This is a genomic window from Aquimarina sp. AU58, assembly GCF_900312745.1.
In the GTDB taxonomy this organism is placed as follows: domain Bacteria; phylum Bacteroidota; class Bacteroidia; order Flavobacteriales; family Flavobacteriaceae; genus Aquimarina; species Aquimarina spinulae.
On the sequence record NZ_OMPD01000014.1, the window covers coordinates 1,448,681 to 1,464,158 of the forward strand.

The 15,478-nt window shown below is 31.4% G+C and carries 17 protein-coding genes and 1 tRNA gene; 10 read left to right on the forward strand and 8 right to left on the reverse strand.

Going from position 1 to position 15,478, the window contains the following annotated elements; all coding sequences use genetic code 11:
• The first annotated feature begins 31 nt into the window (after window positions 1–31).
• The 7 genes from DK441_RS17620 (at window position 32) to DK441_RS17650 (ending at window position 5,145) form a co-directional block, all read left to right on the forward strand.
• The gene (locus DK441_RS17620; protein ID WP_109851856.1) at window positions 32–988 is read left to right on the forward strand and encodes a type IX secretion system membrane protein PorP/SprF; all 957 of its coding nucleotides are present in this window, start codon (window positions 32–34) and stop codon (window positions 986–988) included.
• 29 nt (window positions 989–1,017) lie between these two features.
• On the forward strand, window positions 1,018–2,979 hold the full coding sequence (locus DK441_RS17625) for an OmpA family protein (protein ID WP_109851857.1): 1,962 nt from the start codon (window positions 1,018–1,020) through the stop codon (window positions 2,977–2,979).
• 274 nt (window positions 2,980–3,253) lie between these two features.
• Window positions 3,254–3,775: an isopentenyl-diphosphate Delta-isomerase gene (gene idi / locus DK441_RS17630; RefSeq protein WP_109851858.1), complete on the forward strand. Its 522-nt coding sequence runs from the start codon at window positions 3,254–3,256 to the stop codon at window positions 3,773–3,775.
• The gene (locus DK441_RS17635) at window positions 3,772–4,182 is read left to right on the forward strand and encodes a 6-carboxytetrahydropterin synthase (RefSeq protein ID WP_025665954.1); all 411 of its coding nucleotides are present in this window, start codon (window positions 3,772–3,774) and stop codon (window positions 4,180–4,182) included. The genes idi and DK441_RS17635 overlap by 4 nt, the downstream gene beginning before the upstream one ends.
• 3 nt (window positions 4,183–4,185) lie before the next feature.
• Window positions 4,186–4,647, forward strand: coding sequence for a peroxiredoxin (locus tag DK441_RS17640; protein WP_109851859.1), 462 nt, complete (start codon window positions 4,186–4,188; stop codon window positions 4,645–4,647).
• Between the two features lie 98 nt (window positions 4,648–4,745).
• A complete protein-coding gene (locus tag DK441_RS17645; RefSeq protein WP_109851860.1) occupies window positions 4,746–5,012 on the forward strand; it encodes a hypothetical protein in 267 nt (88 codons plus the stop codon).
• Between the two features lie 59 nt (window positions 5,013–5,071).
• Window positions 5,072–5,145: transfer RNA gene (locus DK441_RS17650), tRNA-Thr, on the forward strand.
• Window positions 5,146–5,251: 106 nt separating this feature from the next.
• Here DK441_RS17650 and DK441_RS26680 read toward each other — a convergent pair.
• Complete coding sequence (locus DK441_RS26680) at window positions 5,252–5,467, reverse strand: hypothetical protein (RefSeq protein WP_074408204.1); 216 nt, start codon at window positions 5,465–5,467, stop codon at window positions 5,252–5,254.
• Between the two features lie 194 nt (window positions 5,468–5,661).
• Here DK441_RS26680 and DK441_RS26685 point away from each other — a divergent pair, with 194 nt between their 5' ends.
• Window positions 5,662–5,814 (forward strand): hypothetical protein, encoded by a 153-nt coding sequence (locus DK441_RS26685; RefSeq protein ID WP_160112152.1) that lies wholly within the window; start codon window positions 5,662–5,664, stop codon window positions 5,812–5,814.
• Between the two features lie 155 nt (window positions 5,815–5,969).
• Here DK441_RS26685 and DK441_RS17660 read toward each other — a convergent pair whose 3' ends face one another.
• The 5 genes from DK441_RS17660 to DK441_RS17680 all read right to left on the reverse strand — a co-directional run bounded on the left by DK441_RS17660 (window position 5,970) and on the right by DK441_RS17680 (window position 11,873).
• Window positions 5,970–6,707 carry a DUF4369 domain-containing protein gene (locus DK441_RS17660; protein WP_109851862.1) on the reverse strand — a complete coding sequence of 246 codons (738 nt, stop codon included), beginning with the start codon at window positions 6,705–6,707 and terminating at the stop codon, window positions 5,970–5,972.
• Between the two features lie 102 nt (window positions 6,708–6,809).
• On the reverse strand, window positions 6,810–8,114 hold the full coding sequence (locus tag DK441_RS17665) for a DUF819 domain-containing protein (protein WP_109851863.1): 1,305 nt from the start codon (window positions 8,112–8,114) through the stop codon (window positions 6,810–6,812).
• 84 nt (window positions 8,115–8,198) lie between these two features.
• On the reverse strand, window positions 8,199–10,097 hold the full coding sequence (locus DK441_RS17670) for a peptidase M61 (protein WP_109851864.1): 1,899 nt from the start codon (window positions 10,095–10,097) through the stop codon (window positions 8,199–8,201).
• 2 nt (window positions 10,098–10,099) lie between these two features.
• The gene (locus DK441_RS17675; protein WP_109851865.1) at window positions 10,100–10,906 is read right to left on the reverse strand and encodes a Cof-type HAD-IIB family hydrolase; all 807 of its coding nucleotides are present in this window, start codon (window positions 10,904–10,906) and stop codon (window positions 10,100–10,102) included.
• A 40-nt stretch (window positions 10,907–10,946) separates the two neighbouring features.
• Window positions 10,947–11,873, reverse strand: a complete 927-nt coding sequence (locus tag DK441_RS17680; protein WP_109851866.1) for an alpha/beta hydrolase — start codon at window positions 11,871–11,873, stop codon at window positions 10,947–10,949.
• A gap of 259 nt (window positions 11,874–12,132) precedes the next feature.
• On the opposite strand from DK441_RS17680, the gene DK441_RS17685 reads away from it, so the two are divergent.
• Window positions 12,133–12,915 (forward strand): S1/P1 nuclease, encoded by a 783-nt coding sequence (locus DK441_RS17685; protein WP_109851867.1) that lies wholly within the window; start codon window positions 12,133–12,135, stop codon window positions 12,913–12,915.
• An 8-nt stretch (window positions 12,916–12,923) separates the two neighbouring features.
• On the opposite strand, the gene DK441_RS17690 is transcribed toward DK441_RS17685, so the two are convergent.
• Window positions 12,924–13,781, reverse strand: coding sequence for an AraC family transcriptional regulator (locus tag DK441_RS17690; protein WP_109851868.1), 858 nt, complete (start codon window positions 13,779–13,781; stop codon window positions 12,924–12,926).
• Between the two features lie 208 nt (window positions 13,782–13,989).
• On the opposite strand from DK441_RS17690, the gene DK441_RS26690 reads away from it, so the two are divergent.
• Window positions 13,990–14,412, forward strand: coding sequence for a DoxX family membrane protein (locus DK441_RS26690; RefSeq protein ID WP_160112153.1), 423 nt, complete (start codon window positions 13,990–13,992; stop codon window positions 14,410–14,412).
• Window positions 14,413–14,509: 97 nt separating this feature from the next.
• On the opposite strand, the gene DK441_RS17700 is transcribed toward DK441_RS26690, so the two are convergent.
• A complete protein-coding gene (locus DK441_RS17700) occupies window positions 14,510–15,373 on the reverse strand; it encodes a DUF1963 domain-containing protein (RefSeq protein ID WP_109851870.1) in 864 nt (287 codons plus the stop codon).
• Window positions 15,374–15,478: the final 105 nt, after the last annotated feature.

The window sequence follows — 15,478 nt, forward strand, 5'->3', positions numbered from 1 at the left end:
TTTGTTATTCCCTAAATCGAATTAAATACTTATGAATACATCGTCAATAATGTTTATGCTTGTAGTTTTAGGTTTTGCTACAACTTCTATTTGCGCACAACAAGATGCTCAATATACCCAATATATGTACAATACGATAAGTGTTAATCCTGCCTATGCTGGTAGTCGTGGAGTATTAAGTATTATGGGATTGCATCGTAGTCAATGGGTTGGCTTAGATGGCGCGCCTCGTACTCAAACTCTTACCGTTAATACTCCGATAGGAGGTAATGAACGCCTTGGTTTAGGTCTATCTATTGTTAATGATGAGATAGGCCCTACCGATGAAACATATTTTGATATTGATTTTTCCTATTCTATTCCTACTTCAGATGAAGGAAAACTAAGTTTTGGATTAAAAGCAGGCGGTCATTTGTTAAATGTAGATTTTCAAAAACTATCTCAGTTTAATAGTAATGATGCTTTGTTTGAAAACAATATTGATAATAAGTTTAGCCCTAATGTTGGCGTTGGAGTCTATTATCATACAAATCGTTTTTATGTGGGATTAAGTGCTCCTAATCTATTAGAAACAAATCATTTTGATGAAAGTACAACAAGTAGTACTAGTACTGCAGTGAGTTTTTTGGCAGAAGAACGTATCAACTATTATTTAATAGCGGGTCATGTTTTTGATTTGACCGATGATATAAAATTTAAACCTGCCGTTTTAAGCAAACTAGTGTTTGGAGCACCATTACAAGTAGACGTTTCTGCAAACTTTTTGTTATATAACCGCTTAACTTTAGGAGCAGCATATCGTTGGAGTGCAGCGGTGAGTGGTATGGTAGGCTTCCAGATATCAGACTCTATGATGATCGGATTTGCTTATGATCGAGAAACAACAGAGTTAGGACAATCACAATTTAATGATGGAAGTTATGAAGTGATGCTACGATTCGAACTTTTCAAAAAATATAATAGAATGCTAACACCGCGTTTCTTTTAATTAAGTTTTTAAAATGTAATAGTAAAAAAATGGGGAAATATTTACTTAAATCATTATTGATTTTTATGCTGTTGTTTTTCGGAAACAATACTCTTTTATCTCAGGAAAAAAAACTCAAAAAAGCCAAAGAGCAGTACGATAAGTACCAATATATTGATGCACAAGAAACGTATCTTAAAGTAGCTAGAAAAGGATATAAGAGTGCAGATCTTTTTATGAATCTGGGAGATAGTTATTATTTTAATAGCCAGTTTGAAGAGGCACTAAAATGGTATGAAGAATTAGTAAATTCTTATCCCGATCAAGTCCAACCCGAATACTACTTTAGATACGCACAAACACTAAAAACTGTAGAAAGATATCAGGATTCTGATACATACATGCAAAAATTTGCGACTGCTAATGGAAATGATCTACGCGCAAAATTATTTTTAGACGGCTCTGATTATCTAAAACGGATCGATTTTCAATCGGGTAGATTTGAAATAGAAAATGCATCAGTAAATTCTTCTTTTGTTGAGTTTGGAACTGCTTTTTATGGAAAAAATATAGTTTTTAGCTCATCTAGAGATACGCTAACATTTAAAAAAACTATTCACCAATGGAATGGAGAGGCTTTCTTAAATCTTTTTGAAGCAACATATGACTCGGTGAATAGTAATTTTTCGAAAATTAAAAGGTTTGATCGAAAAATAAATTCCAAATTTCATGAATCAACACCTGTTTTTACAAAAGATACACGAACTATTTACTTTACAAGAAATAATTTTGAAGAAGGAAAACTAGGCCGTGATCAAAGAGGAACAAATAAGTTGAAAATATATCGTTCCTATAAAAACCCTGAAGGAGGATGGACAACACCGCAAAATTTACCATTTAATAGTGACGAGTATTCTGTTGCACACCCTACATTAAGTAGTGATGAAAAAACATTGTATTTTTCATCAGATATGCCTGGAGGAAAAGGACTCTCTGATTTATATGAAGTGGCTATTAATGGTGATGGTAGTTTTGGAGAACCAAAAAATTTGGGAGATAGAATTAATACAGAAGGAAAAGAAACCTTCCCATTTATAGGAGCAGATGGCGAGTTGTATTTTTCGTCTGATGGGCATATGGGCTTAGGAGGATTAGATGTATACGTTACAAAGGTTAATCCGCAAACAGATAAAGAAAAATTAGTAGTAAATGTTGGTAGGCCTATTAATGGACCTAAAGATGATTTTGCATTTATAATTGATGAGAATACCAAGAAAGGATATTTTTCGTCCAATCGTGAAGGAGGAAAAGGAAGCGATGATATTTATAGCTTTGTAGAACTAGAAGATTTAAAAGATTTCTGCGAGACTACAATTGCAGGATTGGTTACCGATAAAGATACTAATGAATTACTACCAGGGACCAAAGTCTCTCTATATGATAGTAACAACAATTTAATACAAAGTTTTGTTATGGGTAATGAAGCTACCTATTCACAACTGGTAGAATGTGAATCCAGCTACTTTGTACGAGCAGAGAAAGAGGAATACAATACTTTGGAGAAACTTGTGAATACGTCGGATAAATCCCAAACTATGGATACTCCACTTGCACTAGAAAAGAAAATTAAAACTGCAGATGTAGGAGATGATTTAACAAAGGTATTAGCGCTTAAACCGATTTATTTTAATTTTAATGGCTACACAATACGTTCTGATGCAAAAATAGAACTGGCAAAAGTAATTGAAGTGATGAATCAGTACGCTAATATGAAACTAGAAATAAGAGCGCATACAGATAGCCATGGAGAAGATCAATACAACTTATATTTGTCTGAAAAAAGAGCCGAAGCTACTGTAAATTATATGATCGATAATGGTATATCTGCAGATCGATTAATAGGAAAAGGATATGGAGAAACCCAATTGGTTAATGACTGCGGTAATGAATCGAATTGCGAGAAAGATAAACATCAATTAAATAGACGAAGTGAATTTATTATTATTAAATAAATTTTAGTACAATATATTTTTACATATAGTCAAAAACGCCTCAATAGCATGAGGTGTTTTTTATTCAAGAAATTCTGTTTTTTGAAAACTATAAGTGCATACCCCAAAATAGATATAAACCAAGCCTTGAGATGTGGTAGGTTTCTTGCTTTAGTATTTTTAATTCTATGACAAAGATTTTTACTAAGAATAGATATTGCTAAATTAATCTCTATAGGCAATATGGATTATGAATTACTCTTATGATTTTGTAATTTTGAAGCAATTAAAAACAATGGAAGAAGAAGAAAAAGTTATCCTGGTTAACGAAAATGACGAGCAAATCGGGTTGATGCCCAAACTAGAAGCACATCAAAAAGCTGTATTGCATAGAGCCTTTTCGGTATTTATTATGAATAGTAAAAACGAATTGATGCTTCAGCAAAGAGCGCATCATAAATACCATTCACCAGGTTTATGGACAAATACATGCTGTAGTCACCAAAGAGAAGGAGAAACTAATGTAGAAGCAGGAATACGAAGATTACAAGAAGAAATGGGGTTTACCACTTCATTAAAAGATTCTGTTTCGTTTATATATAAAGCTCCTTTTGATAATGGACTTACCGAACATGAATATGACCATGTGTTATTAGGAAAGTATGAAGAAGATCCTGTTATTAATCTAGAAGAAGTAGTCAATTGGAAATGGATGTCTATAGAAGCTGTGAAACATGACATATTAGTACATCCCGAACTATATACAGAATGGTTTAAAATCATTTTTGAAAAATTTTATTCGCACATAACCTTATGAGGATTAAAGCATGTAGAAAAGCTCATTTTAATGCAGCACATCGATTATATAGAAAGGATTGGAGTGACGAAAAAAACCTTCAAATATTCGGCAAGTGTAGCAATCCAAAATATCACGGCCATAATTACGAACTTATCGTAGCTGTAATAGGAGAGATTGATCCGGAAACAGGTTTTTTGATGGATCTTAAGATTTTAAAAGAGTACATTAAAACCGAAGTCGAAGACTATATGGATCATAAAAATCTTAACGAAGAGGTAGAAGAGTTTAAGAGTTTAAATCCTACAGTAGAAAATATAGCCTTTGTAATATGGCATAGATTGCGTAAAAAGATAGCTTCGCAATACGATATTGAAGTTACTTTATACGAAACTCCTCGCAATTTTGTAATCTATAAAGGAGAATAAAACATGGGACTACAAGTAGGTGATAAGGTTCCCGAGTTTATCGCTACAAATGATAAAGGAGAACATTTTTTGAGTTCTGGTATTATCGGGAAAAAGCCCCTGGTACTTTATTTTTATCCTAAAAACTTCACTCCCGGTTGTACAAAAGAAGCCTGTAATTTTAGGGATAATTATGTAGATTTTGAAAATCTTGGTGTAGAAGTGATAGGCATAAGTGCCGATAGTATAAAATCACACACAAGATTTAAGAGCTCATACAAACTTCCTTTTATGTTTTTATCTGACCCTAATGGTGAATTAAGAAAACTTTTTGGTGTGAAATCAGAATTGTTGGGATTACTACCAGGAAGAGAAACCTACGTGATAGATGAAAAAGGAATCATACAACTAAAATTTAATAGCATGAAAGCCTCAGAACATGTAAATAAAGCACTAGAAAAAATAAAAGAAATAGTAAACAAGTAACCAACTTCTTCAGAAAATAAAAATTAGAGGAGGAGTTCGTCTTTTACATACTTCATTATTAAATTGAAAACACTAATTTTGCACAAAACAAATTAGATATGGCAAATAAGAGAGACCTTAAAAAAGATATAAACTACGTTTTAGGAGATATTATAGAAGAAGTCTATATGTGGGAATTAGAAAACCCTGGTAAAGATGGTAAATCTGGAGAAGCAATCATTGATGAAGCAATTACATCTTTTGATGGTTTTATGGCTAGAGCTAATGAACGAAAACTTGAAAATCCTAAAAAACATTTTAAATCTCTTCGTGATGATTTAGAAAAAATAGCTAAAGCTTTAGTTAAAAAAGTAAATGCATTGTAATTTTTCTTTAAAAAATATTTGTAAAAACGGTTGTAGAAATTATATTTGCAACCGTTTTTGCCGATATAGCTCAGCTGGCTAGAGCAGCTGATTTGTAATCAGCAGGTCGTGGGTTCGAGTCCCTCTATCGGCTCTTAAAAAAAGTCCTAAACATTAAGTTTAGGACTTTTTCTTTTTTAGACTGTTTAAAAAAGAAAGAATACATTTAGAATAATTAAATATTCTATAAAACGATTTTTCTAGATACAGCAACCGTTTGATGGGTGATAAGAGCATCCTGGGATATAAGTAGCGCCACAACTAGGATTGTTTAATGCTACATGAGAAGTAGTACAGCATCGTAGCGCAGGGTTACAACATTTTCTAAGTACCGGAATACGACCACCGTGTATTCCTTTTTGTTCACTTTTTTTAAGACTTTTTGTTCCTTCTAAATTTAGAATGGTTTTTAACATGATGTTTAGGTTTTAAGTTTCATCACTAAATTAAGGAAAATACATATCGATGATATACGGTAATACCTCAATTAACATTTTATGATAGATGCTTATACGAATAGATCAAACTTTCCTTTTATTAATCGTTTTTTAACTTTTGTAAGTAGATATTTTCTTAATTTGGTTGTGTTATTAACCTTTAAATATATATCATGAAAAAAAAGAATCTGAAATCATTGAAACTTAACAAAAAATCTATTTCTAAATTAGGGTTAACGCAAGTTAAAGGAGGAGCAACAGGAGGTTGTCCAGGCCCAAGTGAGATTAGTTGTTTTAATACATGTCCAGCAAAATGTTGGCCATAAAATTTAGCGAACTTCGGTTCGCTTTTCTTTTTTATGAGTTTAAGTCGTTTATAAAATTTAACAAAGAATTTGTGCGCAAATTCTTCTTCCAAAAATAATTTTTAGGGAATTAAAAGACACTTTAAATATTGGGAAATCTGCAGAGTTTTAGAAAGTTATTCTTCTATAGTAGCCTTTACTTCTGCTTCTTTAGCCTTACGATCATCAATATACTTGATCAACTGCTTTCCGTATAATGATTTTTTTACCTTAGGACTTAAAGATCTGGCAACGGTATCCAGAAATTTTATGTTGGCATCAAAAACTTCATTAAGTGTGATATAAGGGGCTACTTCTAATTTTCTGTTTGTTACCGCAAAATTAATAGTATATAGATATTTTTGACGCATTAAATTTTTGTATGCCTTATCATTTTCAATGAGTTTTTCATCATCTTTTTGCTTACTGGCTTCAAAATCTTCTTTGATGATCCTAAGATTTCTTTCATTAAATCTTTTAAGCATTTTTTTGTATTCAGTATACTTCTCTTGATTTTTCCCGCCCTTTATTTTTACATCATTTTCAAAATCAAGTAAATTAGTGGTTATAGTGATCTCTCCTGGCTCTACAAAAAAGTCAATACGATCATTGTATTGTTTTCCATCATTTTTATCGAGGTATAGGTAATGAATTTCTGGCTCTTTAACCTCAGATTTAAGTACAAATTCAGAATTACCATCAATACTTACAGAATCTACATTCACCAATAGCGTATCTTGTATTTTTTGTAAGTATACGATTCCTTTTTTTAATCCTTTGATGTTACCTATTACTGTTACATTCCCTTCCTTAGTAGGTGAACTGCAATTCGTTAATAATACAGTTAATAATAATAGAATAGAAAAATACTTCATGTACTAATTTTTGATTTTTACTAGGGCCACAAAGATGCGAGTTTTATTTTAAATGAAATAAAAAAATAGAATCTAATGGTCAAAAAAATGGTCTCTTTTTTATTAGCTTCCCGAGGCTATTTGCATAAGAATGGTACATAAAATGGCTCCGTAGGTTCCTACTACATATCCAAAAACGGCAAGCAATACACCTACTGTTGCGAGTGAAGGGTGAAATGCAGCAGCAACTACTGGCGCAGATGCGGCCCCTCCTATATTAGCTTTACTACCCACAGCAAGGAAAAAGTATGGAGCTTTGATTAGTTTGGCTACTCCAATAAGAAGGAAGACATGTATAGCCATCCAAACAAGTCCGATGGCAATAAGTCCCGGGTTTTCGAAAATCTTACCGATATCCATTTTCATTCCTATAGTAGCTACCAGAATATAAATAAAGACACTTCCTAGTTTACTGGCTCCTGCTCCTTCATATTGTTTAACTTTGGTGTATGATAACAGAATTCCGATTGCAGTAGCAATGGTAATCATCCAAAAGAACTTAGAAGTAAACGAGGATAATGCAGAACTCTTGTCGTTAAAGACTTCAAAGTTATCAGATAATAGATTGGAAATCCCTGCAGCTCCCCAATGCGCAATCCCTACTACAGTGAATGCAATAGAAAGCATAATAATATAATCCGATAGAGAAGGGGTTCGGGTTATGCTTTCTGCATAACTAGATACTTTTTGCTTTAACGCTTCGATGGCACTATTGTCTGCTTTTAACCACCGGTCAATTTTATCACTCTTGCCAATACCCAATAATAATACAGCCATCCATATATTAGCAACTACAATATCAACCAATACCATTCCTCCATATTTTTCGGGATTATATTGATAAATTTCTAGCATAGCGGCTTGATTTGCTCCTCCACCAATCCAACTACCGGCTAACGTAGATAAACCTCTCCAAATGGCATCAAATCCAGCTCCGCCAACAGTTTCTGGTGAAACCAGAGAAATGAGTAGAATTGCAATTGGACCACCAATGATAACACCAAGGGTGCCTGTTAAAAACATAATTAATGCTTTTGGACCTAAATTAAAAATACTTTTAAGATCTATACTTAATGTCATTAACACCAAAGAAGCAGGAAGTAAAAACCTACTGGCTACATAATACACATTAGAAGATTTTTCTACTAATACTCCTTCTGCATTTAGTTCTTTCCATTCTGGAGAAATGATTCCTAATGAATTGAATATAGCAGGTAATAAATAACAAAGTAGTAGTGCGGGAACAAACTTATAGAAAGTTTTCCAAAAATTATTGTGAATAGAGGAAGTATAAAAAACTAACCCTAAACAAAGCATTAAAATCCCAAAAACTATAGTGTCATTTGTGAAAAAAGGAACGTTTTCCATTATTAATTATTTAGTTTTAAAAAAGATATATCGCAAAATACATTTAATTTGAAGAAGACAAAAATGACATCAAAATAGGAGTTTCTAGTCATTAATCCATTTTTTTAATACCATCTTTTGTTGTTCTGAAGCCTTTGGATCTTGTTTTAAAATTATCTTCTCTATAGTAGGTTTGGTTACATTGGATTTGAGTGTCATGATCTCGTTATTACGCTTAATTCTAAATGTAATTTCGTCTCCAATTTTCCATTTATTAGAATCACCAAACAGATCATATATATTATTAAGATTATATTCTTTTTTGTTAATGCTAAGCAAAACATCTCCTTCTAAAATCCCCAGTTCTTTTAAAAAGCTGTTAAACGGGATATCAGATGTGAAAATCACTTCTTTAGTAACTTCAGAACCAGTTACAAAAGGTTCTTGTTTAAAAATAAAATAAGAAGAAGGTGCATTCTTTGTTCCATAAAGTACTCCGGCCATATTAAGATAAAATTCATAATCAATAGGAGTATTACTCATAACATGTGTTTGTAAAAATGTACTCACTTCTGGATATGAATCTTCTTCTACAGCTTTAATAAGTTCTTTATCATCAAAAGGAACATCAATACCATATCGAACCGATAAATTTTTAATAAGATCAAGTAATCCATAAGCTCCTTCACTTTTTTCCCGCATTATGATATCCAGACACATAGAAATTAACGCTCCTTTCTCATAAACATTTCTGTAGCTATTGCGATAGGGATCAATCAAAATGTTTTTACTCATAGTTGTAAAAGCTATAGAATCATCAAAAGAAGAGGATGCTTCAATCTTACCAATAATTCGTTCAAAAAATTCATCTTTAGTAATAAGCCCTTGTGTAATTTGAAATAGCATCGAAAAATACTCTGTAGTACCTTCATATAGCCACAAATGTTCAGACATTTTTGGACTGTTATAATCAAAATTATGGATTTCTTTAGAATGAATGGTTAACGGTGTTACAATATGAAAAAACTCATGAGAAACAACATCGGTAAGTGCTTCATTAAGTTTTTTATGAGATAGTGATTCTGGCAATACAACTACTGTAGAGGTGTTATGCTCCAGAGCTCCAAATCCTTGTGCATCATCAGATTTTGCAGAGGATAGATAAAGCAATATAGTATACTTTTTTGTAGAGTTAATATCACCAAGAAAATCCTTTTGTGCTCTAATCATACGCTCCATCTGAGGCATTATTCTTGCTGCTTTGTGAGTTTTGTTTTTAGAATAAACACTTAGAAGTATTTCTATATCATTGACCTTAAAGCTGGCTTTATCAGGAATAGAGTACATAATAGGATTATCTACTACATCGGCGTATCTTTTAAAAGAAAAATAATCAATATCGTTTTTAGAAGTATTTGTTGCGTTGTCAAAAAGGATTTCTTCAACCGAAGCTGAAGCTTCCAGAAAAGAAGGGTGTTTAATAAATAACTTGTATTTATTTTCTTTCATTCCGCCAAAGTACCCTACAAAAGCATATAGATTTAAAATGAAATTTTTATCTTTTATAATATTAGATCCTGTTGGAGAGAAAACATCGTGAGAATCCTCAGAATCGTAGGTGTCATTTACCCAGTAGGTGATTTTGTCTAATTGTTTGGTGTTATTTATTTTCCAACGATTATCCCCATATTTTTGAACACCAATAGAATTTCCCTCGTGATCAAATGCTTTAAGATCGTCAACATATTTACCAAAGTCGTTATTTTGATAAGTACCAGGTACAATTTTTGGCAAGTAGTAACTTATTGTGTCCGAATTTAAGTTATCGATTTGGATTTCCACTTTAACTTTATCGTCTTTTACATTAACAAGATCGATAGAAGCACGTATGGTAGATACATTTGTTGAAGCAACAGGAAGTTGTGTAGTCTTACAACCAGTAGCCAAATAAAATATGGCAAATGCAAATAGTAGGGTTTTTATGGTATGAATCGTTCTTTGCACAGTTATAAAATATTTTTTTGAATATATGTTGCTACTCCATTTTCTTTTCCCGAAAGCGTAATAACATTTGCTACTTGTAAAGTTTCTGGTTTTGCATTTGCTACAGCTACACCAGTTCCTACTGCTTGTAGCATTGCAATATCATTATAATTATCTCCAAATGCAACTGCATCAGAAATAGGAATTTTAAAATAGGAGTCAAGTAGTATTTCTATGGCAGTTAATTTTGAAATACTTTTATGTGCAATCTCTATATATGTTGGTTTAGAACGATATAAATGAAGAGTGTCTTTGAAACTATCTTCTAAAAATGCATACGCTTGATCTATATAAGATTCTTCACCCATACACATAATCTTATGAGCTCCTTTGTTATGAGCTTTCCATTCTTGCACCACATGTTGGGTTGGTTTTACCACCGGATTTACTTTGGTGTTATTCGCTTCACGATTGGCCCAAAAATCCATTTCAGGAACAAACCAATCATTATTGTGATATAAGCTTATATGAAATTTTTTATCTTTATTAAAAGTATCTAATTCTTCTATAACATCGGGAGATATAAAAGTAGAATGAACAGGTTTTTGATCTACCAAAATTAACCCTCCATTATAGCATATCATAGGTTGGTTTTTTATATCTAATTCTTCTTGCAAATGATTCATAGCATCTGGCATTCTAGAAGAAATTAAAACTACAGGTATAGTGTTTTTAATTCTCTTAATTTCTGAAATCGTAAGTTCAGAAAGCTCTCTTTCAGAATTTAACAGTGTTCCATCAATATCAGAGAATACAATGCGATGTGGCATTAGGTGTTTTTGATTAGGGTTATATAATTTTTTTAATAAACTATTGATTCACAAAGTTAGTAATCCCGGTTAGAACTTCGGGCATTATTTTTCTAAAGGGTTCATTATATGATTTGTGATTTTCTAGTCTACCTCCTTTAATTTCTTTTAAGATATGATTCATATTTGTAACAAATAGATATTCGGCTTGTGGTATAATCTCTTTAAATTTCTCTGCTTGGATTAATTCTACCTGGATATCTTTATCACCATAAATTATGAAAATAGGCATTTCTAATTTTAAAATTTCATCAGATGGATTATACTTTATCCAGGAACTCATAAAGGGTTGTAAATTATATCTAAAAATAGATTCTAATGCCGGGTCATAATTAGTAGCCCTTCCATTTTCTTTTAATTGCTTAAAGGCTACAGAAGCACTTTTATCCAAACCAGGAGCTTGTTTCGCAATTTGTTCTATAATTACCTGATCTATTGATGCTGCATTTCCTGCTATAGAAATAAAACCATTTGCCCTTCCTTTTGCAGCAATCATACCTACTAGAGAACCTTGACCATGACCAGCGATAATGATTTTTTTATATTTTCCGTTTTTATTGAAATAATCTATTATTGATATTGCATCTTCAATATAATGATCTAAAGAAATTTCATGCTCCTTAATTCCTAAACCATCCATCTTAAAAAGCCTTTTGTCATAGCGATAAGTTGCAATACCTTCTTTGGCAAGTTCATAGGAAAGTTGCTTAAAAGTATCATTTTTAGACATTCGATCATTACCATCCCTATTAATCGCCCCGGCATCCATTATAAAAATAACCAAAGGAACATTACCCTCAGAATATGGAGTAACCAAAGAACCCTCTATATATTTATTGATTTTAACAACTGCAGAGTTAAATTCTTTTTTTTGAGCAAAACTCAGTGCAGAAATCAAGATCATAAATAAATAAAATTTACTCTTCATAGTAGGTGGGGTTTGTTTATATAACAAATAAGAAATGAATACTAATCAAATTGATATTGGCTAAATGTTTAATATGAATTGAATCGTGTTTGATTATCTAACACAACATACATAAAACAGATAAAACGACAAATTTGAAAGCATATTTTGATTTGAGACAATTACTATTTGTTATTTTTAATGTTATTTACGCGTAATTAATCATTTTTAACGAATCACTAACATACCCTTTTTTATCTTTGCTTCAAAATATATATAAATGAAACTTCAATATAAATGGTTACTTGTTTTATTCGTAATTTCTTTATCTGGATTTTCTGCAGATTATGATTGGGGGAAGACAGGACATAGAGCTACGGGTCAGATCGCAGATTCATACTTAACAAAGAAAGCAAAACGTAATATTGCAAAACTTCTTAATGGTCAAAGTCTTGCTTTGGTTTCTACATTTGCTGATGAAATTAAAAGTGACGAAAAATATAGAGGTTATAGCCCCTGGCATTATGTTAATTTTCCATTTGATAAGAAATATGGTGAAGAAGAGCCTAGTGAGTATGGTGATTTGGTAAAAGGGATAAATACATGTATATCGGTATTAAAAGACGAAAAATCATCTAAAGAAGATATGATGTTTCATCTTAAAATGCTAGTACATTTTATTGGTGATTTACACCAACCGCTTCATGTGGGTAGAGGAGAAGATAAAGGAGGAAATGATATTCAGGTACGTTGGTTTAGAGATGGATCTAACTTGCATAGGGTTTGGGATAGTGATATGATAGATTATTATGGTATGAGCTATACAGAATTATCTATAAATAAGACAGTTTTATCTAAGGATCAGATTAAAGCAATTCAAAACGGTGGTATAGTAAACTGGGTACACGAATCTCAAAAGCTTGCACAACAAGTATATGGATCGGCAAATGTAGGTGAAAAATTAGGTTATAAATATATGTATGATTATTTTCCTACTGTACGCATCCAATTGCAAAAAGGAGGAATACGACTGGCTAAAATATTAAATGAAATTTTTGGATAAAATTACGATTAGCTAATAGACATTTCATTACGGTATTGTTTGGGAGACATCGAAAAATGCTTTTTAAAAGTTTTGGTAAGGTGACTCTCATCTGTATATCCCAATTGATATGCAATTTCTGCAATAGTAAATTCAGTATGTTGTAAACGATACTCAACCAACTTCATTTTATATTTTGTAACGTATTGGTGTATAGATTCTCCTGTTTTTCTTTTAAAATATGTGCTAATTGAACTCTGAGACATATTAAATTTATTAGCCAAAAAATTTATCTTAGTAAGATCATTGTCATATACATGTTGTCTAATATGACTCAAGATCGAATCTATTTTATTGTGAGAAACAAGCATGTTTTTTTGATGTGAATTATATTTTTCAGAGATATTACGAACTATTATACTTAGGATAGTACTTATGGCATTAGAAATGATTTCTTGATAATATACTTTCTCATTTTTAAATTCTTCTAAGACAACATTATGAATATCCCAAATAATACTTCGATCTTCTTCATGAGAAATTACATCTCCTGGTATAATATTGGGTTGGTGTAATAATTGCTCAATACGTTGTAACCAATATTTTCTGTCTGGAAGATTGACTTTACTAGAAAACAAAAGCTCTGTAAACTTGAAATAAGTAAAATTTGTACGCTTTTCAATTTCGAAGTGATGTGTGTCTTCTGGCGCTAGTAAAAAGATATTGTTTTCTTTATAAGGAAACCGTATATCATTAATGGTATGATATCCACTTCCTTTTTCAATAAAAATGATTTCAAAATAGTTATGATTATGAGGTTCCGCTTCCCATTCATCAATAGCATATTGATGTACTACAAAAGTCTCATTCAAGGTATAACGGTTCATAAACAATTCTTTAACATTTTAAAGTTACAAAAATAAAATCAATAAAACAGGAATTCTTTTATACAAGTATTTTTAGTTGAATATGTTTGATTGTATTGATAACTAATTGATTAGGTTGTTTTTTGTACAAGTTATATACAAAATTATACAAGAATTAGGATGAAGGTAAGATATAAATTTGCTGCTCAAAATTTCACACAAATCTATCATGAAAACTAGAATTTATTTATATCATCTCACTAGAGTGATATTTGGAGCGTTGCTGGTGTTGTACGGGACTTATAATGTAATTAGGTATTCTGAGTTTTTAGAGCGACTGGACATCTATTTTGGTAATGTTACGGTATTTAATATAGGTTTTATAGAAGCCCTTGCTCCATTAGTGCCTTTTGAGGAATTTTTGATTGGATTATTTTTGGTTTTGGGAGTTTTTACCAGAAAGACTTTAATTGTTACAAGTATACTATTTGCCTTTTTTACTTTGTTTTTATGGGATGCTAATTCTTCATATCGTGCAGGAGCCCATTTGATTTCTTTTCTGATAACAATAGTACTCATCATTGGCAATACTTATGACCGAAATACAATACGTTATCATAAGGATTCATACCAGATAATACATAAAATATAGTGTTATACTTTTACTTAATATATTACAGATTTTCTAATGGCATATCTTTTTTATAGATAATCCAAACTTTTATTATTGTTGATTGTATACTGTTTCTTTATGATCCTTGCATTATGAAAACAGTTTTTTCAAATTTTTTAGCGATGAGATCTCCTTTACGAATTCCAAAATATCCGATAGAATCACCAATTTTGCTAAAAATCGGTAAAGATAGTAAGTTTACAAAATCAGCTTCCAACTCTTCTTCATCTTCATTTGATTCTTCATGTTCAATATAAGTATAGGCCCAATCAGAAGAAACAAAATCCTGGACAGGGAGAGGTGTTCCTAGTATCTGAATTGTCTCAAAGGTTTTTAAAATATTCTGATGAAATTTTATTACATGATCATTATCATTATAAGATAAATCTTCTTCTTCTTGCCATTCAGTATAGGCATAGATATCACTAGGAATTTCGAAAAATGACTTAAAAGTTACTAAAGAGTCTTCGAATTGATATTCTGGTATCAAAGTATCTGGGAAGTCCATACTTTTCAGTTCTGATATATCCCGGTTATAATATAGTATTTTGTAATTTTCTTTTGGGAGTATAAAATCAAAACATGCACCATATTGATTTACTGGTTCTGGAAAATATACAAAAAAGTATAAAATTCCATCTTTAGGAAGTAGTTCATGATTATGATGTAAGGCAACCTCAGATAAATTTAATTGTGCCAAAAAGACCATTGCTTTACCTTCAAAAACAGGCCATTCCATATCTTTTGGAAGATCAGGAGTTCCTCCTATTTTTGATTCTCCGAGTTTTGCTTTGTTTTTATTTGGGATTAATTTTACAGCAAGGTCATTCTCAGAATTAAGAAAATCAAAGTAGGAGTTTTTTACTGTTTCTGGGTTCTCCCATTTCTCGTTATCAAATTTAATTTTAAGATCTTTAATATATTCTTCTCTACTTTTCATTTTAATTTTTGTTTGAAATAATACTCCGAATGTATACGCATGTTTTAGAGTATCAAAAATAGAGAGGTTATGTCAATCAAATTACCCCGTTTTCAGTGTTTTTGG

Bases quoted from the DNA above. Each gene is read 5' to 3' on its own strand.
- DK441_RS17620 (WP_109851856.1), top strand. From the start codon at position 32: ATGAATACATCGTCAATAATGTTTATGCTTGTAGTTTTAGGTTTTGCT.
- DK441_RS17625 (WP_109851857.1), top strand. From the start codon at position 1,018: ATGGGGAAATATTTACTTAAATCATTATTGATTTTTATGCTGTTGTTT.
- idi (WP_109851858.1), top strand. From the start codon at position 3,254: ATGGAAGAAGAAGAAAAAGTTATCCTGGTTAACGAAAATGACGAGCAA.
- DK441_RS17635 (WP_025665954.1), top strand. From the start codon at position 3,772: ATGAGGATTAAAGCATGTAGAAAAGCTCATTTTAATGCAGCACATCGA.
- DK441_RS17640 (WP_109851859.1), top strand. From the start codon at position 4,186: ATGGGACTACAAGTAGGTGATAAGGTTCCCGAGTTTATCGCTACAAAT.
- DK441_RS17645 (WP_109851860.1), top strand. From the start codon at position 4,746: ATGGCAAATAAGAGAGACCTTAAAAAAGATATAAACTACGTTTTAGGA.
- DK441_RS26680 (WP_074408204.1), bottom strand. From the start codon at position 5,467: ATGTTAAAAACCATTCTAAATTTAGAAGGAACAAAAAGTCTTAAAAAA.
- DK441_RS26685 (WP_160112152.1), top strand. From the start codon at position 5,662: ATGAAAAAAAAGAATCTGAAATCATTGAAACTTAACAAAAAATCTATT.
- DK441_RS17660 (WP_109851862.1), bottom strand. From the start codon at position 6,707: ATGAAGTATTTTTCTATTCTATTATTATTAACTGTATTATTAACGAAT.
- DK441_RS17665 (WP_109851863.1), bottom strand. From the start codon at position 8,114: ATGGAAAACGTTCCTTTTTTCACAAATGACACTATAGTTTTTGGGATT.
- DK441_RS17675 (WP_109851865.1), bottom strand. From the start codon at position 10,906: ATGCCACATCGCATTGTATTCTCTGATATTGATGGAACACTGTTAAAT.
- DK441_RS17680 (WP_109851866.1), bottom strand. From the start codon at position 11,873: ATGAAGAGTAAATTTTATTTATTTATGATCTTGATTTCTGCACTGAGT.
- DK441_RS17685 (WP_109851867.1), top strand. From the start codon at position 12,133: ATGAAACTTCAATATAAATGGTTACTTGTTTTATTCGTAATTTCTTTA.
- DK441_RS17690 (WP_109851868.1), bottom strand. From the start codon at position 13,781: ATGAACCGTTATACCTTGAATGAGACTTTTGTAGTACATCAATATGCT.
- DK441_RS26690 (WP_160112153.1), top strand. From the start codon at position 13,990: ATGAAAACTAGAATTTATTTATATCATCTCACTAGAGTGATATTTGGA.
- DK441_RS17700 (WP_109851870.1), bottom strand. From the start codon at position 15,373: ATGAAAAGTAGAGAAGAATATATTAAAGATCTTAAAATTAAATTTGAT.